Source organism: Streptomyces sp. NPDC012466, assembly GCF_042955215.1.
Taxonomy (GTDB): domain Bacteria; phylum Actinomycetota; class Actinomycetes; order Streptomycetales; family Streptomycetaceae; genus Streptomyces.
Genome location: NZ_JBIBEQ010000005.1, coordinates 445,533 through 468,156, shown reverse-complemented (window position 1 = coordinate 468,156; position 22,624 = coordinate 445,533). Strand labels below are relative to the sequence as shown.

Genomic DNA, 22,624 nt, shown 5'->3' with positions numbered 1-22,624 from the left:
GCGTCCGGCCGGCCCCTCACAGGGCGTTCTCGTCTCCGGGGGCGGCTTCCGACGGAGCCACGGCCGCCACCGCGGCCAGGGCCGTCGCCGGATCCTGGGCGGCGCATCCCGCGGGCAACCAGCGGCCGCGCTCCTTGCGGTAGGGCCACCACCGGCCGTCCCGGCCGAGGCGCAGCTGGACCGGCGCCCCGACGACCGTCCAGCGGTTGCCGTGCGCCCGCAGCTCCGGTCGTTCGTCCGTGTCCCAGGCCGATTCCAGGGCGGCACGCGCGCGTGCGAGCGCGTCGCCCTCCACGCGCCACTCCTCGTCGAGAACGGACAGGGCGGCCGCCTCGCCGTGCTGCCAGGCGCGTACCGCCGCCGCCAGCCCCTCCCGGCCGCGGCCTGATCCGTCGGCGAGCCGGTCCGCCACTTCCCGGCCGGGATCGCCCGCGGCCAGCCGCGCCGCGTCCTGCGTCAGCGTCGGTTCCGCATCGAAGCCGCCCCGGAGCGCTCCCGTGAGCAGACGGTGGGCCCGGACGGCGGTCCGCGCGGCCAGGAACTCCAACGCGTGCGGATCGACGCCCGGAGCGGGTGGCGTCTCGGTGTCCAGGGACGGCGGCACGCCCGGCTCGCCCGGGAGTTCGGGCAGGGCCGGCAGCGGGGGCAGGATGTCTCCGCCCGCGTACGCCTCCACCGCGTCCACACCCGAGGGCGCTGAGGGCTCGGGAGCGGACGTACCGCCGCCGCGCGTCTGGAGGTCGTCCAGCACGGTGGCCTCGGCGCGCCCGCGCATCAGCAGCAGGACGAACGGGTCCTGGTCCAGCAGCCGTGCCACCTGGTAGCAGAGCGCCGCCGTGTGCGCGCAGTGGTCCCAGGCCCCGCAGTCGCACTCCGGTTCCAGATCGCCCAGGCCGGGCAGCAGCTCGACGCCCGCGTCCGCCGCGTCCTCGACGAGGTGCGGCGGCATCTCCCGGTCCAGCAGCGCCGCCACGTGACCGGCCCGCTCCGCCGCCATGCCCAGGAAGCGGTCCCACTGTTCGGGCGACAGCTCCTCCAGCAGGACGTCGGCCCGGTGCGCCGTACGGTCGCGGTCCAGGACGACGGCCGTGAGCCGCCCGGGGCGCACCGACACCGCGCCGACCGCACCCGCGCGGGCGAGCCGGCGGCCCGTCTTGAGCTGCGCCGAGTCCAGAGCCGTGCCCTCCAGCGCGGTCAGCCACGCCTGACCCCACCAGGTCTGCGTGAAGCCCCGCCCGTGCGCGGGCGGCAGTGCGGCGAAGGTGCGTTCCGTGTCGCCCTCGTGCCGAGTCATCGCAGGCCCCCTCGCAGTTCGACCAGATCCGCCAGTTCCGCGTCCGTCAGTTCCGTGAGCGCCGCCTCGCCGGCGCCGAGGACCGAATCGGCCAGCTCCCGTTTGCGCAGCAGCAGTTCGGCGATGCGGTCCTCGATGGTTCCCTCCGCGATGATCCGGTGCACCTGCACGGGCCGGGTCTGGCCGATGCGGTACGCGCGGTCGGTCGCCTGCGCCTCCACCGCCGGGTTCCACCAGCGGTCGTAGTGCACGACGTGCTCGGCCCGGGTGAGGTTCAGCCCGGTGCCGGCCGCCTTCAACGACAGCAGGAACACCGGCACCTCACCGTCCTGGAAGCGCCGCACCATGGCCTCGCGCTCCGCGACCGGGGTCCCGCCGTGCAGGAACTGCGAGGACGTGCCCCGGGCGGCCAGATGCCGCTCCAGCAGGCGGGCCATCCGCACGTACTGCGTGAACACCAGCACGCCCGCCCCTTCGGCGAGAATCGTGTCGAGCAGTTCGTCCAGCAGCTCCAGCTTCCCCGAGCGTCCGGTGATCACAGGACGCTCCTCCTTGAGGTACTGCGCCGGGTGGTTGCAGATCTGCTTGAGGCCGGTCAGCAGCTTCACGATCAGGCCCCGGCGGGCCATGCTGCCGGCGCCGGAGATCTCCGCGAGCGCCTCGCGCACCACGGCTTCGTACAGCGCCGCCTGCTCCTGGGTGAGCGACACGGCGTGATCGGTCTCCGTCTTCGGCGGGAGCTCGGGCGCGATCCCCGGGTCCGACTTGCGGCGACGCAGCAGGAACGGCCGTACGAGCCGGGCCAGACGGTCGGCCGCGGCCGGGTCCTGACCGCCCTCGACGGCCTCCGCGTACCGCCTGCGGAAGGTGCCGAGCCGCCCCAGCAGCCCCGGAGTCGTCCAGTCGAGGATCGCCCACAGCTCCGACAGGTTGTTCTCCACCGGGGTGCCGGTGAGCGCCACACGCGCGCGTGCCCCGATGGAACGCAGCTCCCGCGCGGTCGAGGAGTACGGGTTCTTCACGTGCTGGGCCTCGTCCGCCACGAGCATGCCCCAGGGCACTGCGGCGAGCCGGGGTGCGTCCAGGCGCATCGTGCCGTACGTGGTGAGCACGAACTCGCCGTCGGCCAGGCCGTCCAGGGCGCGACGTGCGCCGTGGAAGCGCCGCACCGGTGTGCCGGGTGCGAACCGTTCGATCTCCCGCTGCCAGTTGCCCATCAGGGACGTCGGGCAGACCACCAGGGTGGGCCCGGCGGACTCCGACTCGGTCTGCCGGTGCAGGTGGAGGGCGATCAGCGTGATCGTCTTGCCGAGCCCCATGTCGTCGGCGAGACAGCAGCCCAGGCCCAGCGACGTCATACCGGAGAGCCAGTTCAGACCCCGCCGCTGGTAGTCCCGCAGGGTGGCCGCGAGGGCAGCCGGCTGTTCCACCGGCCGCTGCCCCTCGGGGTCGGCGAGCCGCTCCCGCAGGGCGGCCAGCCATCCGGTGGGCCGTACCTCGACCCGGTGGCCCTCCACCTCCGCCCAGCCCGTCAGGGCCGCGCCCAGGGCATCCACCGGGGTCACCTTGCGGTCGCGCCGGGAGCGGGCCAGGCGCACCTCCTGGGGGTCGATCAGGACCCACTGGTCGCGCAGCCGCACCACCGGACGCTTGGCCTCGGCCAGGCGGTCCAGTTCCTCGCGGTCCAGCCGCCGGTCGCCCAGGGCGAACGACCAGGTGAAGGCGAGCAGCGCGTCGGCGGACAGGAACGACGGCATGGCCGCGAAGCCCTTGCCGGACTCCGGGTCGCCGTCGGGAGGGCCCACCTCCGCGCGCGTGGTGAACTCGCGGGTCAGTCCCTTCGGCCAGTGCACGTCGACCCCGGCCGCGCTCAGGGCTCGGGCGCCCGCGCCGAGAAGTTCGGTGACCTCCTCGTCGGCGAGTTCGGCCGCGTCCGGCACGGTCGCCGACAGCAGCGGCGTGAGCGGGGCCCAGGCCCGGGCCGCGCGGCGCAGGGCGAGCAGCGCGTCCATCCGCGCGCGGGGGCCGAAGGCCTCGCCGCCGGCCCAGACATCCGCCGCGTCCGCGACGAGCGCGGGGTCGCTCACGCTGTGCACCTGCAGTACGGCCCGGAACGTCACGTCCGCGTCGTGGGTCGCCGTCTCCTCCAGGCCGTCCGCCTCGATCCGCAACGACAGCCGCACGCCCGCGTCGTGGCCCGCGGCGACATCGGCGGCCCAGGCGCGCTGCTCTGGCATCCGCACCGGCTCCGGCGAGGCGTAGGCGGGGGCGCCCGTCACCAGCGGCGCGGCGGGGGAGCGGGGCAGGGTGTCGGCGACCGCGTCGAGGAAGGCGCGCAGAAGCCGCTCCGGGTCGGGCAGGCGCAGCGTCCCGTCGCTCTCCAGGGGCACGGCGTGCGCCTCGGGCGGCATCGAGGCGGCGAGGCGCCGTACGGCCTCGATGTCCTCGGTGCGCAGCGGGCCGGTGCGCCAGGCGTCGTGGTCGCCCGGGGACAGCCCCGGCAGCAGCAGTCCGCGCGCCACGAGGTGCAGGGCGTGCAGGGCCGCGGCGCCCCAGAAGACGGTGGACCGGTGTCCCTGCCCGTGGGCACGCGCGCGTGTGAGGACCGGCAGGGCCGTGCGCACCGGCACCAGGGCGGCGGGCACGTGCGCTTCCTCGACACCGCCGCCGTGCGGCACGACGACGGTCAGGTCCGTGACGGGCGCGGACGCCACGGCCGGAGGGGAGGCGGCGTCGGGTCGCCAGAAGGCGATCCTGCCCGTGCGCGCGGGGTCGCCGGGCAGGAACACGGAGCGACAAAGGGTCAGTTCGGAGAGGTCGGAGGAGGATGCCGGGGGAGTCGGATGCTCGGCTATGGCGGATTCCTCAAATTTGACTAGTGGAGGCGGAGTCGCCGAGAGTACAGCACTTCCGGTGCGCACGGGTATGGCTGAGCTGTGAGCTGGGTCACCATGGAGGTCTCAGGGGTGCGTCGGGGTCGCACCTCAGGGATGTCTCAGGGTCGTGGTCCGGAACCGCCGTGAGCGCGGGTCCGTTTTCGAGACAGAGAGCGGCAGCGGCCGCGAAGGAGGCGACAGTCATGTCGAACAACGCCAAGATCGCCGCAGGCGGTGTGGCGGTCGGGCTCATCCTGCTGATCTGGCTGCCCTGGTGGGCATCGCTCCTGATCATCCTGGGAGTCCCGGCCGCCGCGTACCTCGCGCTGGATCCGTCGCAGCGGCGCAGGCTCCGCCGCACCACCCGCAAGGAACTCGGCCGCTGAGGCGCTGATCCGGTGCGGCCCGGCCGACGCCGCAGGGCCCGGCCGGACCGGCTCAGTTCGGCCGTACGGCCATCTTGTCGAGCGCTTGGAGGAGACCGGGCAGTTCCGGCCCCCGGCCGACCGGCAGGACCTCGCCGGGCTCCTCGTCGAGCAGCACGAAGGCGATGTCGTCGGTCCTGGCGACGAGCGACCAGCCCGGACCGTCGGCCCGCAGGGTCCGGGCGTCTCCCGGCGCGAAGGAGGACCGGACCCGGCCCAGCGGCGGTGGTGAGTCGATGTAGGCGCGGGCCTCGGCGAGGACGCGCCGGATGCCGCTGTGGCCACCCTTCTGCCCGCTCTCCCCGCCCTCGTCCGGGCCGTCGCCCGCCCCGTCCCCGTCATCCGGTGTCCCCGAGGACCCCGGCGCCGGGAAGTCCGCGTCGTCGACCTGCTCCCGCCACACCGCCCACTGCAGCGCGATCTCGTCCGCGCCCAGGCGCCGCTGGGCCGGGCCCCAGACGGTGGCGTCCGGAGGAGTCAGCGGAGGCCGGTCGTCGGCCTCCGGGCCCGGATCGTGCGGCGCGGGCACCCCGGGGGCCGCGACGGCCACCGCGAGGGGCCAGCCGGGCAGGGCCGCGACGACCGTGCGTTCGTCGGGCGACAGCTCGTACTCCATGCCGCAGTCCCAGGACGCGATCGCTACGGCCACCAGGGAGACGTCGTCGATGGCCACCGTCCACCGGGCGCCCTCGCCGTCTTGGCCGAGCACCAATCCGTAGCCGTCGGCGAGCGGCGCGAGACCGAGCGCCGCGCATGCTTCGGGGTAGTCGTCGCCGAGCACACTCGGGAACTTCGCCGGCGTCAGCAGCACCGCCGTGAGCACATAGAGCGCATCGTCCGCGGCGGCGACGGCTTCCTCGTCCGTCCCGGCCATCCCAGCCTCCCCATCGGTTCGTCCACCGGCGCGCACCCTAATGCGCCCGGAAGCCCCTTGTCACGGCCTCGCCCGCGCACTCGGAGCTGCAGTTTTCCGGCGGACGGGGCGAATCGACCGTGCGGAACGCCCCCTCACGCCGCCGGCAGCCCCAGCAACTCGCGGGCCACGGTCTCCGGCGACTCGCCGCGTTCCCGGGCGAGCGCGATCACGGCCCGGCAGGCCAGCTCGGTCACACCGAACGACAGCGCCTCCGGCGACACCCAGCCGGCCGCCTCGTCGGACCGCTCCTGGTCGTCCTGCGCGCACGCCGTGACGTAGGTCGCCGCGGCCTCGAAAAGATTGTGCGGCCGCCTGTCCCCACCGGCCTTCGGCTCCGTGCGCAGAACATCGGCGACCCTTCCCCCGGCTTTGCGGAACCTGTCCCACATGCTGACCACCTTCCCCCTGTGCGCCTGTCCTGCCTGGTCGTTCATCTCCTGGTGACCAACGTAGAGTTGGAGAACCTGTGGCAGAAGGGGGACGGCACGGTGAAGCGCTTCTCACGCCTCGAACAGATCCGGCGGATGGACCCGTACGAGGAGGCCACGGAGATCTACCGGCTGAGCGTGGCGTACGAGTTCCCGTGGGACTTCACACGGGCCCTGGAACTGGCCCTGTACCGCACCTACGCCGTCCCGAGCATCGGCCGGCTGCTCGCGCGGACGGCGGAGCTCACGGACCGGGCGCAGAAGCGCTACGACGACACCTCGCTGCTCCTGGACACCATCGTCGAGCACGGTTTCGGCAGTGACCAGGGCAGGACCGCGATCCGCCGCATCAACCAGATGCACCGCAGCTACGACATCAGCGACGACGACATGCGCTACGTGCTCTGCACGTTCGTCGTGATGCCCAAACGGTGGATCGACGCCTACGGCTGGCGCAGGATGTCACGCCACGAGACCGTCGCCAGTGTGGTCCATCACCGCACACTGGGCCGGCACATGGGCATCAAGGGCATCCCCGAGACCTACGAGGAGTTCGAGAACTGCCTCGACTCCTACGAGGCCGCCCACTTCGCGTGGGACGAGGACGCCCGGCGCGTCTCGGACGCCACGCTCGGCCTGATGGCCTCCTGGTACCCCGGCCCCCTCGCCCCCCTGCTGCGCACCACGACCCTCTCGCTGCTCGACGACCCGCTGCTGCGCGCCTTCCGCTACACCCCGCCGAGTGCCGCCACGCGCGCGTGGGTGCGTCGCGCGGTCCGGCTCCGCGGCCGTGCCGTCCGCCTGCTGCCGCCCCGGCGGGCCCCGCACTTCGCGCGCCAGAACCGGGAGATCAAGGGCTACCCCTACGGCTACCGGATCGCCGACCTGGGCACCCGCCCCGTCCCGGGTGTCCGGGGCTGCCCCGTGCGTCACGCGGCGCCGGACGCCGAGGCCGGGTGACACGGCGGCTCGGCCCTCGGGCACGGCTCGGTCCTGGCGCACGGCTCGGTCCTGGCGCACGGTGTTCGGTCCTCGCGCACGGCTCGGTCCTGGCGCACGGTGTTCGGTCCTCGTGCACGGTGTTCAGTCCTCGCGCACGGCCAGTGCCAGGAAGCGGGAGTCCTCGTCGACGTACGACGTCAGACGCCACCCGGAACCGGCCAGCAGCGGACGGAGGTTCGGCTCGGCGCGCAGGTCGTCCGGGGTGAGCGGGCGGCCGTGGCGTGCCGCGAGAGCCGCCCTGCCGATCGGGTGGAACAGCGCCAGCACCCCACCGGGGCGCACCACGCGCGCGAGCTCCCGCAGGTTCTCGGCCGGGCTCCCGAGGTGCGAGATGAGACCCGCCCCGAACACGGCGTCCAGAGACTCCGAGCGCAGCGGCAGCGCGGCGACGTCCGTGAGCAGCAACCGCCCGTCACGGTCCCGCCCGGCCCGTACGGCCTCCCGCAGCATGGCCGGCGTCAGGTCGGCCCCGAGGACCACTCCGGATGCTCCGACGGCGGCTCGCAGCGGCGGCAGGGCGCGTCCGGTGCCGCATCCCGCGTCGAGGACCCGGTCACCCGCCCGCAGCCCGAGCTCGGCGACCGCGGCCGCGTAGGCCGGACCGTCGTCGGGGAACCGGCTGTCCCAGTCGGCGGCGCGGGCGGTGAAGAACTCCTGGACACGCGTCTGCTCGTCGCTCATGCACCGCATGATTCCTCACCGGCAAGGATGACGCCTCAGTGCACATGTTCGAGCGTCACCCGATCGTTCCGATACATCCTTGCGTCATATTCCAGCACCTTTCGAAATGCGCCCCCTTCGCGCGCCCCAGCCGGGTCTAGCGTCCCGGGGCCATGGGACACCTGGACCACGCAGCCCTGGGGTGGCTGACCCCCGCACTGTCGTACGTGATGGCCTGCATAGGCGCCGCGCTCGGTCTGCGCTGCACCGTCCGCGCGCTCGCCACCACCGGGCGCTCGCGCCGCAACTGGCTCGTCACCGCCGCCTCGGCGATCGGCACCGGCATCTGGACCATGCACTTCGTGGCCATGCTCGGGTTCGGCGTCACCGGCACCGACATCCGCTACGACGTGCCGCTCACGCTGCTGAGCCTGCTCGTCGCCATGGTCGTCGTCTGCGCAGGCGTCTTCGCCGTCGGCTACAGCAGGGACCGGGGCCGTGCGCTGCTCGCCGGCGGGCTCACCACCGGGCTCGGCGTCGCGAGCATGCACTACCTGGGCATGGCGGCCGTCCGTCTGCACGGCGACGTGACCTACGACCCGCTGCTCGTCGGACTCTCCGTGCTGATCGCCGTCGTCGCCGCGACAGCGGCCCTCTGGGCGGCTCTCCACATCAAGTCGCCCGTGGCGGTCACCATCGCCTCCCTGATCATGGGCGCGGCCGTCAGCAGCATGCACTACACCGGGATGTTCGCGGTGGGTGTGCGCGTGACCCCCTCCGGGGGAGCCCTGCCCGGAGCATCGGCGATGCAGTTCATCTTCCCCCTGGCCGTCGGCCTCGGCTCCTACCTCTTCCTCACCTCGGCCTTCGTCGCCCTGTCGCCGACGGCCGGGGAGCGGGCGGCGTCCGCCTCGGCTCAGCGACCGGTGGGAAGCGCCGCACCCTAGCCGCGAAGGCGACCGCACACCGCAGAGCCGCGGAAGGCCGAACGCGACGCAACGGCCCGGGTGGTGCGAGGTGCGCCTCCCGGTCAGCGGCCCCGCGACCAGGAGGAACCGCCTCAGCGGCCCCGGTGGCGCACCCGGCGCGGACAGCCCGCCTCCCGGCCCTGCGCTCCGGTCCGGACGGGGCGCCTTGGCCGGCACGCCGGACCGCACGCCCCCGACCCACTCCCGAGCGAGGAGTCCATGCGAACACCCCGTAGGACCCCCACAGACGGCGCCGAGGCGCCGCCCCCGCCCGTGCGCGGCCGCCGTGCGCACGCCGGGCCCCCGGCCGACGAGAGTCCCGAGACGCCCCCGTCCGCCGCGGCGGACGGAATACCCGTGCGCGCGGAGCGCTGGCACATCCGCCCCCGCACCGTGCGTGCCAAGATCGTCTGCCTGCTGATGGTGCCGGTCGTCTCCCTCCTGGCCCTGTGGGCCTACGCGACCGTCACCACCGCCCAGGACGTCTCCCGGCTGCGGCAGGTCCAACGCGTGGACGCCACGGTCCGCGCCCCCGTCTCCGCCGCTGTCGACGCCCTCCAGGCCGAACGCGCGGCCGCCGTACGCCACGCCACCGATCCCTCCGCCGTCCGCACCGACGAACTGGACGATCTCGCCCGGCGCACCGACCGGGCCGTCGCGAAACTGCGGCTCGGCACAGACAACACCGTCGCCGACAGCGGGGAACTGCCCGCCGGAGTCGCCCGCCGGCTGAAGGCGTTCGTCACCGGTGCCGAGCAACTGCGGCCGCTGCGCACGGCGGTGCGGGACGGGCGCGCCGGCTGGGCGGAGACGTACGACCGCTACACCCGGACCATCTCGACCGCCTTCGGCGTCGGCGGCGCGCTCAGCGGGATCCAGGACGCCGACCTCGGCTCCGACGCGCGCGTGCTGCTCGAATTCGCCCGCGCGGGCGAGGCGCTGGCCCAGGAGGACGCGGTACTGGCGAGTGCCCGCCTGGACGGCGCCCTGAGCGGGGAGCGGTTCCGGCTCTTCACCGGCGCCGTCGACCTGCGCCGCACGCTCACCGAGTCGGCCGTCGCGGATCTGAGCGCCGGCGAACGCTCCGCATGGGACGCCCTCGCCGGTCACAGCGCCTACACCGCCCTGGGCCGCGCCGAGGACGGCGTCCTCGCTCGCGGGCCGGGAGCGAAGACGGCCGAAGCGGCACCCGAGAGCACCTGGAACGCGGCCCACACGCGCGTGCGGAACGGCATGCGCACCATCGAGGACGACGCGGCACGCGGAGTCGCGGAGCGGGCCGACCCGTTCACCCGCGGACTGCTCACCCCGGCCGGTGCCGCCGTCCTGCTCGGCCTGGCGGCCGTCGCCGCCTCGCTCGTCATCTCCGTGCGGATCGGGCGCGGCCTCGTCGTGGAACTGGTCAGCCTGCGCAACGGCGCCCTGGAGATCGCCCGGCGCAAACTCCCCGACGCCATGCGGAAACTGCGGGCGGGGGAGGAGATCGACATCCGCGCCGAGGCACCGCCGGGAGTACCCGCGGAGGACGAGACCGGGCAGGTCGCCGAGGCCCTCACCACCGTGCACCGCGCCGCGCTGCGGGCCGCCGTGGAACGCGCCGAACTCGCCAGCGGCATCTCCGGCGTCTTCGTCAACCTGGCCCGCCGCAGCCAGATCCTCGTCCACCGGCAGCTGGCCCTCCTGGACAGCATGGAACGCCGCTCCGACGACCCGAACGAGCTGAGTGATCTCTTCCGCCTCGACCACCTCACCACCCGCATGCGGCGCCACGCGGAGAGCCTGATCATCCTCTCCGGAGCCGCCCCCGGCCGGGCCTGGCGCATGCCCGTCTCCCTGACGAACGTGGTCCGCGCGGCCGTTTCCGAGGTGGAGGACTACGCGCGCGTGGAGGTACGGCAGCTTCCCGAGGCGGCCGTGGTCGGCGCCGCCGTCGCCGACCTGACACACCTGCTGGCCGAGATCATCGAGAACGCCGCCCAGTTCTCGCCGCCCCACACGCGCGTGCGCGTCACCGGCGAACCCGTCGGCAACGGCTACGCCGTCGAGGTCGAGGACCGCGGCCTCGGCATGGGCAAGGAGACCCTCGCCGAAGCCAACCGCCGCATCGCGCAGTCCGAGGCGCTCGACCTGTTCGACAGCGACCGGCTCGGGCTGTTCGTGGTCAGCAGGCTCGCCGCCCGGCACGACGTCAAGGTCCACCTGAGGACCTCGCCGTACGGCGGCACCACGGCGGTCGTCCTGCTGCCCACCGCCCTGCTCCACACAGGGGCGGCGGAACGGTCCCCCGACGCCGCGCGGCCCGCGAGGCAACCCGAGGAACGCGCCTGCGCGCGCGTGCCCGACGCCACCACGCTCCAGGACGCCGTCCCCGCCCAGAGCGACCGGCGCGCCCTCGTGGCTCCCGTACCGGCCGTCGCGGAGAGCGAAGCCGTGCGGCACGCGGACATCCCGCATCACGCGGAGAGCCGACGTCATCCGGAGACCCCGAGCCAGACCCCACCCCCAGGAGTCGCCACCTTGCGACTGCACCGCCCACCGCAGCAGCCCGAAGACTCCGACGACCTTCCGCGCCGCGTACGACAGGCCAGCCTCGCTCCCCAACTGCGCGACGGGCGGCCCGAGGAGCAACCGCCGACGCCGGCCCCCCGGGACGACGAACGCACCCCCGAACTCGTACGGAACCGCATGGCGGCCTACCGCGACGGCTGGGCGCGCGGCGGCGGCAGGCGACCCGGCCGCGGCACCACTCCCGGCCCCGCGACGGGCAGCGACAGCAGCGAAGGAGACCCCGCATGATCCAGGACCCGAGCACACAGGCCGCCCGGCGGTCCGGCGAACTCGACTGGCTGCTGGACGATCTGGTGCTCCGTGTGAGCGACATACGGCACGCCGTGGTGCTGTCCAACGACGGCCTCGCCGTGGGCGCCTCGAGCGGCCTGCGCCGCGAGGACGCCGAGCACCTCGCCGCGGTCGCCTCGGGCTTCCACAGCCTCGCCAAGGGCGCGGGGCGGCACTTCGGCGCCGGCGGGGTCCGCCAGACCATGGTGGAGATGGACGAGGGCTTCCTGTTCGTGGCCGCCGCGGGCGACGGCTCCTGCCTCGCCCTCCTCACCGCCGTCACCGCCGACATCGGCCTCGTGGCCTACGAGATGGCACGCCTGGTCAAACGCGTCGGCGAGCACCTCGGCACGGCGCCCCGCGTGGCCGCGCGGCCACCCGCCGCCGGATGAACCGGAAGAACGGTCCACGCAGATGACCGAGGACACGACGGGCACCCCGCTCGAACAGGACAGTCAGTGGTACGACAACGAGGCCGGCCCGCTCGTCCGCCCCTACGCCATGACGGGCGGACGTACCCGGCCCGGCCCCACGGGCGTCCGGTTCGACCTGATCGCCCTGGTCACACTGGACCCGGGCGCGCCCGGCGTCGAGGACGCCCCGCTCGGGCCGGAACACCGCAACCTCCTCGACCTGTGCCGCACGGAGACCCAGTCGGTCGCCGAACTCGCCGCCGGTGCGGACCTGCCCGTCGGCGTGGTCAGGGTCCTCCTCGGCGACCTCCTGGAACTCGGCTGCGTCACCGTCAGCCGCCCCGTACCACCGGCGCAGCTGCCCGACGAACGCATCCTGCGCGAGGTGATCGAGGGGCTGAGGGCGCTGTAGTCACCCACTGGCCGAACACCCACCCTCCGCGCATGCACGACACCCGGCACTCCTGAGAGAAGTGATCAATGGTCTCCGAGCACTCCGACGCCCCGGGCGGCGACACCGCCGCACTGGCGTTGAAGATTCTGGTCGCCGGCGGGTTCGGCGTGGGCAAGACGACCCTGGTGGGCGCCGTCAGCGAGATCCGGCCACTGCGCACCGAGGAACTGCTCAGCGAAGCAGGGCAGTCGGTGGACGACACCGACGGCGTGGACCACAAGACCACCACGACCGTCGCCATGGACTTCGGGCGCATCACCATCCGGTCCGGCCTCTCCCTGTACCTGTTCGGCACGCCGGGCCAGGACCGGTTCTGGTTCCTGTGGGACGAGTTGTCGCAAGGGGCGCTCGGCGCGGTGGTCCTCGCGGACACCCGCCGGCTGGAGGACTGCTTCCCCGCCGTCGACTACTTCGAGCACCGGCGCATCCCGTTCGTCGTGGCCGTCAACTGCTTCGCGGGCGCCCGGCGGCACGGCGTCCCGGACGTCTCGCGCGCCCTCGACCTCGACAAGGGCACGCCCGTGGTGCTCTGCGACGCCCGTGACCGCGACTCCGGAAAGGAGGTGCTGATCCGGCTCGTCGAGTACGCCGGGCGGATGCACACCGCCCGGCTGCTCGACTCGGTCGGCTGACCGGGGCGTACCGCGGTCAGATCGCGACGTCCCGCTCCGCCAGCACCCTGTCGACGGTGACACGGACGAGGAGTTCGCCGGGAACGCCGTTGCGCGCGCCGAACTCCTCGGCGCGCTCCTCGCCCATGTACCGGGCGCCGATCCGGGTGGCCCAGTGCCGTGTCTCGTCGAGGTCGTCCGAGACGCGGGCGCGGCCCCGCAGCACCACGAAGGAGTACGGCGGCCGGTCGTCGTCCACGCACAGGGCGACCCGGCCGTCCCGCACGATGTTGCGCCCCTTCACGGTGTCCTGGCCGGTGTTGAACACCACTTCGTCCCCGTCCAGCAGGAACCAGATCGGAGCCACGTGCGGGCTGCCGTCGGCCCGGACCGTGGAGAGCTTCGCGGTGCGGGTGCCGTGGGAAACGAACTCCCGCCATTGCGCGTCGGTCATCTTCTCTGCCATGGCTCCCATCCTCCTTGCCCCGACAGCGGACGTGGGTAAGGCTGGCGTGGAGATCCTCCGGCCAGGAGGAGAATCGCACGGGGAGAAAACGGGGAGAGCGGAACATGGCGCAGAACCAGGGACTCGACTGGCTGCTGGACGACCTGACCGAGCGCGTCCACGAAGTGCGTCACGCACTGGTCCTGTCCAACGACGGCCTGGTGACCGGCGCGAGCACCGGACTGCGCCGCGAGGACGCGGAGCACCTCGCGGCCGTGTCGTCCGGACTGCACAGCCTGGCCAAGGGCTCCGGACGGCACTTCGGTGCGGGCAGCGTACGCCAGACGATGATCGAGTTCGACGACGCGGTGCTCTTCGTCACCGCCGCCGGAACGGGCAGCTGTCTGTGCGTCCTCAGCGGCGCGGAGGCCGACATCGGCCAGATCGCCTATGAGATGACACTGCTGGTCAACCGGGTCGGCGAGCACCTCGACGTGGATGCCCGCCAGCCGGAGCCAAAACCGATCGCAGACCTCTGACCTGCGTATTCGCCATCCCCCGCGGAGTTGTCCACAGGCTCGCCGCGAGATCCGCCGCAGCGGCTACGGTTTTTTCACGGCGACCGCACACGGCGTGAGCCGCCGACTCCACGGGGGAGACCGACCATGGCACGCATCGGCACGACACCCGACCGCCTCACCTGCGCCCCGAGCCGGGCCGCACGCGAACTGGACCTCAAACGCCGCGAGTTCGACCTCGCGGCGAACCTGGGGCTCATCCGGACCGTTCCCGACGAAGGAGGCGGGGGCCGGCGCGTGCCCCGGGGCGAGATCGACCGGCTGCGTTCCGGGGACGGCTTCCCGGGTGCCCTGCGCGAGCGCGTCGCGACCGTCGGCACCACTGAGGGCGCGAAGCTCATGGAGGTGGCGCCCACCAGGTTCACGAGCCTCGCGCGCTTCGGCCTGCTGATCCCGGTGACGTTCTCCCTGAACCGCTACCGGACGGTCGTCTGGCTGTATCTGGCCGAAGAACTACGGCAGTTCGCGGCCGAGGGCAGCAACGTCCGGTTGCTGACCGGCCGTCGCACGCCCGCGGAGATCCGGGAAGGGCTGAAGTCCGGGATGGACCGGCGGCCCCGCAACTGGCGGGGCCGGCACGTCGGATTCCTGACGCGGCAAGCGGGGGACGACCCCTGGGCACGCGCGGCAGCCGTAGCCTGCCTCCTGGACCCCGCCGACGTGGCGGACGTCGTCCCGGATCCTCACGAACGCGCCCACCTGGACCGCTGCTGCCCCCGGCTCCCGGCGCACGGCACTCCCGGCTCACGCGCCGCCGAGCTGGCCGAGACCCTCATGACGGCGAGCGAGCCGGACGAAGTGGACTGGTTCCGGGCAGACCTGGCCCACACCCTGCGGACGGCCCGAAGGCACCTCCCCGTGGCAGAGGCCCCGCCCCCGACACCGCGGTCAGAACCCGAGACGCTCGCGCCACCCCCCGCTCCGCCGGCTGCGCGGCCCGTGCCCCCGAGGCCCGTCCCTCCCCACGGCCTGCTGAACAGGCTCCTCCGCAGAGGCCGGCGATGGGCCGGGTGACCCCTTCGGCACCGCATCACCGCTGGTCGGCGCCCTGACCGATGAGTTTCCGGATGCGCCCGGGTCCACCTCTGACGAGACTGTGTCCGGGAGGCGATCATGTTCGGTACGACGAAGGCGTTCAGCGGGTTCTCGGTGAACGACATCGACGCGGCCAGGGCGTTCTACGGTGACACGCTGGGGCTGCGGGTGTCGGAGGACAACGGGATGCTGATCCTGCACCTCGCGGGTGACCGGGACACCCTGGTCTACCCCAAGCCGGATCACACCCCGGCGACGTTCACCATCCTCAACTTCCCGGTCGACGACATCGAGGCCGCGGTCGACGAACTGAGCAGGAGAGGGGTGCGTTTCGAGCGCTACGACCATCTCAAGACGGACGACAAGGGGATCTTCCGCGGCGGCGGCCCGCTGATCGCGTGGTTCACCGACCCGGCGGGGAACGTGCTGTCCGTCCTCCAGGAAACCTGACACGCAGGTCATGCCCGAGCTGCCCGACGTCGAGGGCTTCCGGCAGGTGCTCGCGTCCTGCGCGAAGGGACGCGTCATCCGGCACGTCGACGTGCGGGACGCGGGCGTCCTGCACGGCGTCGACGCCCGGCGGCTGCGGGACGCGCTGGAGGGGCGCAGGTTCGGCACGCCGGAGCGGCACGGCAAGTGGCTGCTCGCCCGCACCGGCGGCCCCACCCTCGTATTGCACTTCGGCATGACGGGGCTGCTGGTCTGCGGACACGCCGATGATCCCGTAGAGACGCACGACCGAGTGCTGTTCACCCTGGGCGGGGGCCGTCAGCTGCGCTTCCGTGACCAGCGCAAACTGCAGGGGATCTGGCTGGCCCACGACGAGTCCGACCTGGAGCGGCTGCTGAGACGGCAGGGCCCCGACGCGCTGGCGGTGGACCGTGCGCGGTTCGACGAGGTGCTCGTGTCGCGCCGAGGGCACCTCAAGACGGCCCTCACGGACCAGTCCGTCCTCGCCGGGCTCGGCAATCTGCTCGCCGACGAGATCCTGTGGCGGGCCCGGCTGCGCCCCGACCGCGGGGCGCGTGATCTCACCCAGGAGGACCGCCGCCGCCTGTTCGACGAGATGCGCCGCACCCTGCGCTCGTCCGTCACCGCCGGCTGCGTGCCGCCGAGGGACTCCTGGCTCACCGGCCACCGGGACGACCGGGACCCGAGATGCCCGCGGTGCGGCAGCGGCCTGCGCAGGTCCCGTATGGCCGGGCGGGGCACGGTGTGGTGCCCGGAGTGCCAGCGGGACGGGTGATCCGGGAGGCGTGCCGCGAGATGCGCCTGCGCAGGTCCCGTATGGCCGGGCGGGGCACGGTGTGGTGCCCGGAGTGCCAGCGGGACGGGTGATCCGGGAGGCGTGCCGCGAGGTCCGCACCCTCGGCGTCCCGGAACCGGCGATCATCACGGAGGCGCCCTCCGTCTGCGAGGGCACGGGTCACCACGGTTCCGAGGCCTCCGGCCCCGCCCCTGACGATCGTCACCCGCCCGCTGACGCGTCCCTTCGTGGGCCTCCTTCGCTCAGGGTGCCGCCGCGGTCTCCCGTTCCTCGTCCGGGGCCACCAGCGACTGCGTGAACGGAATCCGAGCCAGCGCGAACACCCCCGCTGCGATCAGCGCGACACCGAACAGCTGGGGCAGCAGCCACCACCCGGTGCGGATGGTCTCCTCGTACAGGGTGATGCCGAGGGCGAGGCTCACCAGGGCGTCGCCGAGGGTGAGCGCGGGCTGCGACGCGACCAGTGGGCCGGCCTGCATCGCGTTCTCCAGCAGGAACAGCGCGCACACACCGGCGGCGGCGAAGGCGTACGTCTGCCAGGCGGTGAGGAACCCCACGACGCCCTGCTCGTCGAGGATGTGCATGGCGGCCTTCATCAGCGCCGCGGTCACCGCGTAGCTGATCGCCGTCGCGGCACCCAGGCAGGCCGCCCGGGCACGGCCCTCCGGCCGTCGGAGGGCCGCCAGAGCGAGGGCGACGACCGCCCCCGCGCACACGGCGAGTGCGGGAATCCAGCGGTCCAGCGCCACGTGGGTGCGGTTGCCGGCGGGGGAGGCGGCGGCGAGCGCGACCGCCAGACCGGCCACCACCACCGTCACGGCCAGCCAGCCCCTCCCCGGCAGATGCCGGTGCATCAGCACGGAGGCGACGATGAGGGTGAGCGGCAGCTCCAGCACGAACAGCGGCTGCACGATCGTCAGCGGCCCCGTGGCCAGCGCCAGCGCCTGGCAGACGGCGGCGCCGATCACCGCGAGGATGCCGGCCAGCCACACGGGCCGGCGCAGCAGATCGACGATCAGGCCGGCCCGCAGGCCTTGCGACGCGGGCACGGTGAGCGCCGCCTTGCGTTGCAGCACGGTCGCGACGGCGTTGCTGAAGGCCGCGCAGATCGCGAACACGACAGGGAGCACGGTGTGCAGCGTGGCCACCTCCCGGATCGGCGGGCGTGTGACGCCGGCAGTGCCTGCTCCTGCCATGGTCGCCGGATCCGGTCAGCGGCGCGATCGGAGCCCCGGCCCGCGGTGCTCCGATCGGTGAGCGCCCAGGTCAGCCGAGCTTCCGGAAGAGCCCTTCCTGCACCACGGACACGACCAGACGGCCCTCACGGTCGTAGATCCGGCCCCGGGCCAGGCCCCGGCCGCCGACCGCGATCGGTGACTCCTGGTCGTAGAGGAGCCAGTCGTCCGCGCGGAACGGGCGGTGGAACCACATGGCGTGGTCCAGCGACGCCATGTCGAAGCCGCGTGGGCCCCACAGCGGCTCGACGGGGATGCGGACGGCGTCCAGCAGCGTCATGTCGCTGGCGTAGGTGAGGGCGCAGGTGTGCACGAGAGGGTCGTCGCCGAGCGGTCCGACCGCGCGCATCCACACGGCGCTGCGCGGCTCGGCGTCCCGGGCCTCCGCGGCGGTCCAGCGCAGCCGGTCCACGTAGCGGATGTCGAAGGGCTGGCGGCGCGCCATCCGCTCCAGCTGCTCGGGCAGCGCGCCCAGGTGCTCCCGGATCTCGTCCGTGACCGTGGGCAGGGACTCCGGGTCCGGGACCTCGCGGGCTGGCGGCAGCTGGTGCTCGAAGCTGCCCTCCTCCGGCTTGTGGAAGGACGCGGTGAGATTGAAGATCGTGCGGCCCTGCTGCACGGCCGTCACCCGGCGGGTGGTGAACGACCGCCCGTCGCGCACATGCTCGACCTGATAGACGATCGGCACACCCGGCCGGCCCGGCCGCAGGAAGTACGCGTGCAGCGAGTGCACCGGGCGGTCGCCCTCCGTGGTGCGGCCGGCGGCGACCAGCGCCTGGCCCGCCACCTGCCCGCCGAAGACCCGCTGCAGGGATTCCTGCGGGCTGCGGCCGCGGAAGATGTCGACCTCGATCTGCTCCAGGTCGAGCAGGTCGACCAGTCTCTCGGCCGGGTTCGTCGTCATGGGTGGGATTCTCCTGTGCTCGCTGCTGTCCGGCCGTTCAGAGCTGGCCGACGTCGGTCACGCGCACGACCGCGCGGCCCTCCGCGTCGGAGGCCGTGAGGTCGACCTCCGCGCTGATGCCCCAGTCGTGGTCGCCGTTGGGGTCGTGGAAGATCTGCCGGACCCGCCACAGGGCGTTCTCCGGCTCCTCCTCGATGAGCAGCAGCTTCGGGCCGCGGGCGTCGGGACCGGTGCCGAGATCCTCGTACTCGTCCCAGTACTTGTCCATCGCCTCGCCCCACGCGTCGGCGTCCCAGCCGGACTCCCCGTCCATCTCGCCCAGTTCGCCCACCTGGTCGAGAGCGGCCAGTTCCACGCGGCGGAACATGGCGTTGCGGACCAGGACGCGGAAAGCGCGCGCGTTGGCGGTGACCGGCTTGACCTCGTCGGCCTTCTCCTGGGCCTCCTCGGCGGTCATCTCCGCGGGGTTGGCCAGTTGCTCCCACTCGTCCAGCAGGCTGGAGTCGACCTGGCGCACCATCTCGCCCAGCCAGGCGATCAGATCCTGGAGGTCCTCGGACTTGAGGTCGTCCGGAACGGTGTGGTCGAGGGCCTTGAAGGCGCTGGCGAGGTAGCGCAGCACGATGCCCTCGGTGCGGGCCAGCTCGTAGTGGGACACCAACTCCGTGAAGGACATCGCCCGTTCGTACATGTCACGGATGACCGACTTGGGCGACAGCGGATGGTCGCCGACCCAGGGGTGGCTCTTGCGGTACGTGTTGTACGCGTGGAAGAGCAGCTCCTCCAGGGGCTTGGGGTAGGTGATGTCCTGGAGGCGCTCCATGCGCTCCTCGTACTCGACCCCGTCCGCCTTCATCTGGGCCACGGCCTCGCCGCGCGCCTTGTTCTGCTGGGCGGCGAGGATCTGCCGCGGGTCGTCGAGCGTCGACTCCACGACGGACACCATGTCGAGCGCGTACGACGGCGACTCGGGGTCGAGCAGTTCGAAGGCGGCGAGTGCGAACGTGGACAGCGGCTGGTTGAGCGCGAAGTCCTGCTGGAGGTCGACCGTGAGACGGACGACGCGGCCCTCGGCGTCCGGCTGGTCGAGCTTCTCGACGATGCCGCCGTCCAGCAGCGAACGGTAGATCGCGATGGCCCGGCGGATGTGCCGCAACTGCTGCTTGCGCGGCTCGTGGTTGTCCTCCAGCAGCCGCCGCATCGCCTCGAAGGCGTTGCCGGGGCGGGCGATCACCGACAGCAGCATCGTGTGCGTCACCCGGAACCGGGACGTCAGCGGCTCCGGCTCGGACCCGATGAGCTTCTCGAAGGTCTGCTCCGACCAGGCGACGAAGCCCTCCGGTGCCTTCTTGCGGACCACCTTGCGGCGCTTCTTCGGGTCGTCGCCGGCCTTGGCGAGGGCCTTCTCGTTCTCGACGACGTGCTCGGGCGCCTGCGCGACGACGAAGCCCTCCGTGTCGTACCCGGCCCGTCCGGCACGGCCCGCGATCTGGTGGAACTCCCGGGCGCGCAGGGTGCGCACGCGGGTGCCGTCGTACTTGGTGAGGGCCGTGAACAGCACGGTGCGGATGGGGACGTTGACGCCCACGCCGAGTGTGTCGGTACCGCAGATGACCTTCAGCAGACCGGCCTGGGCGAGCTTCTCGACCAGGCGGCGGTACTTGGGGAGCATGCCGGCGTGGTGCACGCCGATGCCGTGCCGGACGTAACGGGAGAGGTTGCGCCCGAACTTGGTGGTGAAGCGGAAGTTGCCGATCAGCTCGGCGATCCGTTCCTTCTCCTCCTTCGAGCACATGTTGATGCTCATCAGCGCCTGCGCCCGCTCCACGGCCTGCGCCTGAGTGAAGTGCACGATGTAGACGGGCGCCTGCCGGGCCGCCAGCAGGTCGGTGAGCGTCTCGGTGAGCGGGGTGTACCGGTACTCGTAGGAGAGCGGGACCGGCCGGGTCGCCGAGCGGACCACCGCGGTCGGGCGGTTCGTGCGGCGGGTGAGGTCCTTCTCGAAGAAGGAGACGTCGCCGAGCGTCGCGGACATCAGCACGAACTGCGCCTGCGGCAGCTCCAGGATCGGGATCTGCCAGGCCCAGCCGCGGTCGCCCTCCGCATAGAAGTGGAACTCGTCCATCACGACCTGGCCGACGTCCGCGTGCCTGCCGTCGCGCAGCGCGATCGACGCGAGCACCTCGGCGGTGCAGCAGATCACGGGGGCATCGGCGTTGACGGACGCGTCACCGGTCAGCATGCCGACGTTCTCCGTGCCGAAGATCTTGCACAGCTCGAAGAACTTCTCCGACACCAGCGCCTTGATCGGGGCGGTGTAGAAGGTGACCTCGTCACGGGCGAGGGCCGCGAAGTGCGCGCCCGCCGCGATCATGCTCTTGCCGGAGCCGGTGGGCGTCGACACGATCACGTTCGCACCGGAGACCACCTCGATCAGCGCCTCCTCCTGGTGGGAGTAGAGGGTGAGCCCGCGCTCGCCGGCCCACGACTCGAAGGCTTCGTACAAGGCGTCGGGGTCGGCGGTCCGCGGCAGCTGATCGATGAGGGTCACGCCCCCATCTTGCCTGGCCCGATGCCCGATGCGGGAATCGGCTGCGGGCCCGAAGATCACGAACGCTACGCTGGGGCGCCGACGGGACGTCAGCGCGCCCGGTCAACTGGACAGCGGCACATCAGGAATGGGGCGGGCAGCGGTCATGATGGGACCAGCACACTCACTGTCGGGAGCCGCCGCCTGGCTCGGCGTCGGTGCGGCCGCCGCGGCGGCCGGGCACCCGATGCCCTGGCCGGTCCTCCTCGTCGGCGCCCTGATCTGCGCCGGAGCGGCCCTGGCCCCGGACCTCGACCACAAGGCCGCGACCATCTCCCGGTCCTTCGGGCCGGTGTCGCGCTGGCTGTGCGAGATCGTGGACAAGCTGTCGTACGCCGTCTACAAGGCCACCAAGAAGCAGGGCGACCCGCGCCGTTCCGGTGGGCACCGCACCCTCACGCACACCTGGCTGTGGGCGGTCCTGATCGGTGCGGGCACCTCGGTCGTGGCGATCACCGGCGACCGCTGGGGCGTCCTCGCGGTCCTCTTCGTGCACATGGTCCTGGCCATCGAGGGCCTGCTGTGGCGGGCGACGCGCGGCTCCAGCAGCGAGGTCCTGGTGTGGCTGTTGGCTGCGACCACCGCGTGGATCCTCGCGGGCGTGCTGGACAAGCCCGGCAACGGAGCGGACTGGCTGTTCACGGCGCCGGGCCAGGAGTACCTGTGGCTGGGACTGCCGGTGGTGCTGGGCGCGCTCGTGCACGACATCGGAGACGCGCTCACCGTGTCCGGCTGCCCGATCCTGTGGCCCATCCCGGTGGGGCGCAAGCGCTGGTACCCGATCGGGCCGCCGAAGGTCATGCGGTTCCGGGCCGGCAGCTGGGTGGAGCTGAAGGTGCTGATGCCGGTGTTCATGCTGCTCGGCGGGGTGGGCTGCGCGGCGGCGCTCAACGTCATCTGAGCGCGGCCCGCCGGAAGGAGCCTCAGCGGCCGCCGTAGCGCCGCTCGAACGCGGCGACCCTGCCCTCCGAGTCCACGGTGCGGGCCCTGCCCGTGTAGAAGGGGTGGCTCTCCGAGGAGATCTCCACGTCCACGACCGGGTAGGTCTCTCCGTCGTCCCACTCGATGGTCCGGTCGCTGGTCGCGGTGGACCGGGTGAGGAACGCGTATCCGGCGGCGCGGTCGCGGAAGACGACGGGGTGGTAGTCGGGGTGCTTGTCCTGCGGCATGAATGCTCCTCGAACGACTCGGGCCGGTTTCGCGATCAGCCGGACAGGGTGTCCTCGTCGACGATGTGCACGGCGGCCTCCTCGGCCGACGCTGCGGCGCCGTCGATGCCCACGTCCATGGCGACCAGTGCCTCCTCCTCGTCCTCGTGGGCGCCCTCGTCGGGTGCCACGAGCCGGCCGGAGCGCGCGGCGCCGACCTCGTTGTCCAGGAGTTCCCCGTCGGTGCCCTCGCAGTCCCCGAGGCCGTCACCGTCCGGGGCGGTGGCATCCGGCAGCTCCTCGGAGAGCCGCTGGTCCAGCGTCTCGCCCCGCTGCCGCTCGGCCGCCGTCACGCCGAGGTGCTCGACGGCCCAAGGCCGCTCGGGAGGGGACCAGCCCCGGTCCAGGGGATCGTCGACGCCGTCGTACTCCAGGGTGTCCTCGGCGTCGAGCAGCCCCGTGTCCTCTCTCTGCTCGTCTTGGTCCGGCTGGTAGACGTCGTCTCCCCAGCCGTCGGAGCTGTTCACGGGTACCTCC

General features: G+C 72.7%; 23 protein-coding genes. 12 read left to right on the top strand and 11 right to left on the bottom strand.

Annotated elements, in window-relative coordinates; translation table 11 throughout:
* Positions 1–16: 16 nt before the first annotated feature.
* Together ACFY9E_RS21150 and ACFY9E_RS21145 are read right to left on the bottom strand one after the other, a co-directional pair.
* Positions 17–1,294: an SWF or SNF family helicase gene (locus ACFY9E_RS21150; protein ID WP_390986141.1), complete on the bottom strand. Its 1,278-nt coding sequence runs from the start codon at positions 1,292–1,294 to the stop codon at positions 17–19.
* Positions 1,291–4,083: an SNF2-related protein gene (locus ACFY9E_RS21145; RefSeq protein ID WP_390986138.1), complete on the bottom strand. Its 2,793-nt coding sequence runs from the start codon at positions 4,081–4,083 to the stop codon at positions 1,291–1,293. Before ACFY9E_RS21145 ends, ACFY9E_RS21150 begins: the two co-directional genes overlap by 4 nt.
* A 290-nt stretch (positions 4,084–4,373) precedes the next feature.
* Here ACFY9E_RS21145 and ACFY9E_RS21140 point away from each other — a divergent pair, with 290 nt between their 5' ends.
* Positions 4,374–4,556: a hypothetical protein gene (locus tag ACFY9E_RS21140; RefSeq protein WP_031107015.1), complete on the top strand. Its 183-nt coding sequence runs from the start codon at positions 4,374–4,376 to the stop codon at positions 4,554–4,556.
* A 52-nt stretch (positions 4,557–4,608) separates the two neighbouring features.
* Here the strand turns inward: ACFY9E_RS21140 and ACFY9E_RS21135 are convergent, their stop codons facing one another.
* Together ACFY9E_RS21135 and ACFY9E_RS21130 are read right to left on the bottom strand one after the other, a co-directional pair.
* Positions 4,609–5,469, bottom strand: a complete 861-nt coding sequence (locus ACFY9E_RS21135) for a hypothetical protein (RefSeq protein WP_390986135.1) — start codon at positions 5,467–5,469, stop codon at positions 4,609–4,611.
* A 134-nt stretch (positions 5,470–5,603) separates the two neighbouring features.
* The gene (locus ACFY9E_RS21130; RefSeq protein WP_390986132.1) at positions 5,604–5,900 is read right to left on the bottom strand and encodes a hypothetical protein; all 297 of its coding nucleotides are present in this window, start codon (positions 5,898–5,900) and stop codon (positions 5,604–5,606) included.
* Between the two features lie 99 nt (positions 5,901–5,999).
* On the opposite strand from ACFY9E_RS21130, the gene ACFY9E_RS21125 reads away from it, so the two are divergent.
* Entirely contained in the window at positions 6,000–6,899 is a 900-nt protein-coding gene (locus ACFY9E_RS21125) for an oxygenase MpaB family protein (protein WP_390986635.1), read from the top strand.
* A 123-nt stretch (positions 6,900–7,022) separates the two neighbouring features.
* Here ACFY9E_RS21125 and ACFY9E_RS21120 read toward each other — a convergent pair whose 3' ends face one another.
* Positions 7,023–7,622 carry a methyltransferase domain-containing protein gene (locus tag ACFY9E_RS21120; protein WP_390986129.1) on the bottom strand — a complete coding sequence of 200 codons (600 nt, stop codon included), beginning with the start codon at positions 7,620–7,622 and terminating at the stop codon, positions 7,023–7,025.
* A 152-nt stretch (positions 7,623–7,774) separates the two neighbouring features.
* Between ACFY9E_RS21120 and ACFY9E_RS21115 the strand changes: the two genes are divergently transcribed.
* From ACFY9E_RS21115 to ACFY9E_RS21095, 5 genes are all read left to right on the top strand, one after another.
* On the top strand, positions 7,775–8,548 hold the full coding sequence (locus tag ACFY9E_RS21115) for an MHYT domain-containing protein (RefSeq protein ID WP_390986127.1): 774 nt from the start codon (positions 7,775–7,777) through the stop codon (positions 8,546–8,548).
* 240 nt (positions 8,549–8,788) lie between these two features.
* Entirely contained in the window at positions 8,789–11,365 is a 2,577-nt protein-coding gene (locus ACFY9E_RS21110; protein WP_390986124.1) for a nitrate- and nitrite sensing domain-containing protein, read from the top strand.
* Positions 11,362–11,799 (top strand): roadblock/LC7 domain-containing protein, encoded by a 438-nt coding sequence (locus ACFY9E_RS21105; protein ID WP_390986121.1) that lies wholly within the window; start codon positions 11,362–11,364, stop codon positions 11,797–11,799. The genes ACFY9E_RS21110 and ACFY9E_RS21105 overlap by 4 nt, the downstream gene beginning before the upstream one ends.
* Positions 11,800–11,821: 22 nt before the next feature.
* A complete protein-coding gene (locus tag ACFY9E_RS21100; RefSeq protein ID WP_390986118.1) occupies positions 11,822–12,232 on the top strand; it encodes a DUF742 domain-containing protein in 411 nt (136 codons plus the stop codon).
* A 68-nt stretch (positions 12,233–12,300) separates the two neighbouring features.
* Complete coding sequence (locus ACFY9E_RS21095; RefSeq protein ID WP_390986115.1) at positions 12,301–12,906, top strand: ATP/GTP-binding protein; 606 nt, start codon at positions 12,301–12,303, stop codon at positions 12,904–12,906.
* A gap of 16 nt (positions 12,907–12,922) precedes the next feature.
* Here the strand turns inward: ACFY9E_RS21095 and ACFY9E_RS21090 are convergent, their stop codons facing one another.
* Positions 12,923–13,351 carry a TIGR03618 family F420-dependent PPOX class oxidoreductase gene (locus ACFY9E_RS21090; protein ID WP_390986113.1) on the bottom strand — a complete coding sequence of 143 codons (429 nt, stop codon included), beginning with the start codon at positions 13,349–13,351 and terminating at the stop codon, positions 12,923–12,925.
* A 104-nt stretch (positions 13,352–13,455) separates the two neighbouring features.
* Between ACFY9E_RS21090 and ACFY9E_RS21085 the strand changes: the two genes are divergently transcribed.
* The 4 genes from ACFY9E_RS21085 (at position 13,456) to ACFY9E_RS21070 (ending at position 16,189) form a co-directional block, all read left to right on the top strand.
* Positions 13,456–13,869, top strand: coding sequence for a roadblock/LC7 domain-containing protein (locus tag ACFY9E_RS21085; protein WP_031137176.1), 414 nt, complete (start codon positions 13,456–13,458; stop codon positions 13,867–13,869).
* A 126-nt stretch (positions 13,870–13,995) separates the two neighbouring features.
* Positions 13,996–14,922 carry a DUF6397 family protein gene (locus ACFY9E_RS21080; protein WP_390986110.1) on the top strand — a complete coding sequence of 309 codons (927 nt, stop codon included), beginning with the start codon at positions 13,996–13,998 and terminating at the stop codon, positions 14,920–14,922.
* A gap of 99 nt (positions 14,923–15,021) precedes the next feature.
* Positions 15,022–15,393, top strand: coding sequence for a VOC family protein (locus ACFY9E_RS21075; RefSeq protein WP_390986108.1), 372 nt, complete (start codon positions 15,022–15,024; stop codon positions 15,391–15,393).
* 10 nt (positions 15,394–15,403) lie between these two features.
* Positions 15,404–16,189 carry a DNA-formamidopyrimidine glycosylase family protein gene (locus ACFY9E_RS21070; protein ID WP_390986105.1) on the top strand — a complete coding sequence of 262 codons (786 nt, stop codon included), beginning with the start codon at positions 15,404–15,406 and terminating at the stop codon, positions 16,187–16,189.
* Positions 16,190–16,452: 263 nt separating this feature from the next.
* Here the strand turns inward: ACFY9E_RS21070 and ACFY9E_RS21065 are convergent, their stop codons facing one another.
* The 3 genes from ACFY9E_RS21065 to ACFY9E_RS21055 all read right to left on the bottom strand — a co-directional run bounded on the left by ACFY9E_RS21065 (position 16,453) and on the right by ACFY9E_RS21055 (position 20,900).
* Positions 16,453–17,349 carry a DMT family transporter gene (locus ACFY9E_RS21065; RefSeq protein ID WP_390986632.1) on the bottom strand — a complete coding sequence of 299 codons (897 nt, stop codon included), beginning with the start codon at positions 17,347–17,349 and terminating at the stop codon, positions 16,453–16,455.
* 127 nt (positions 17,350–17,476) lie between these two features.
* Positions 17,477–18,349 carry an acyl-CoA thioesterase domain-containing protein gene (locus ACFY9E_RS21060; RefSeq protein WP_390986103.1) on the bottom strand — a complete coding sequence of 291 codons (873 nt, stop codon included), beginning with the start codon at positions 18,347–18,349 and terminating at the stop codon, positions 17,477–17,479.
* A 37-nt stretch (positions 18,350–18,386) separates the two neighbouring features.
* Positions 18,387–20,900 (bottom strand): DUF3516 domain-containing protein, encoded by a 2,514-nt coding sequence (locus ACFY9E_RS21055; protein ID WP_390986100.1) that lies wholly within the window; start codon positions 20,898–20,900, stop codon positions 18,387–18,389.
* A gap of 145 nt (positions 20,901–21,045) precedes the next feature.
* On the opposite strand from ACFY9E_RS21055, the gene ACFY9E_RS21050 reads away from it, so the two are divergent.
* A complete protein-coding gene (locus ACFY9E_RS21050; protein ID WP_390986097.1) occupies positions 21,046–21,840 on the top strand; it encodes a metal-dependent hydrolase in 795 nt (264 codons plus the stop codon).
* Positions 21,841–21,862: 22 nt separating this feature from the next.
* Here ACFY9E_RS21050 and ACFY9E_RS21045 read toward each other — a convergent pair whose 3' ends face one another.
* Both ACFY9E_RS21045 and ACFY9E_RS21040 read right to left on the bottom strand, forming a co-directional pair.
* A complete protein-coding gene (locus ACFY9E_RS21045; RefSeq protein ID WP_390986094.1) occupies positions 21,863–22,108 on the bottom strand; it encodes a type B 50S ribosomal protein L31 in 246 nt (81 codons plus the stop codon).
* A gap of 35 nt (positions 22,109–22,143) precedes the next feature.
* On the bottom strand, positions 22,144–22,614 hold the full coding sequence (locus tag ACFY9E_RS21040) for a DUF5709 domain-containing protein (RefSeq protein WP_390986091.1): 471 nt from the start codon (positions 22,612–22,614) through the stop codon (positions 22,144–22,146).
* Positions 22,615–22,624 lie beyond the last annotated feature (10 nt).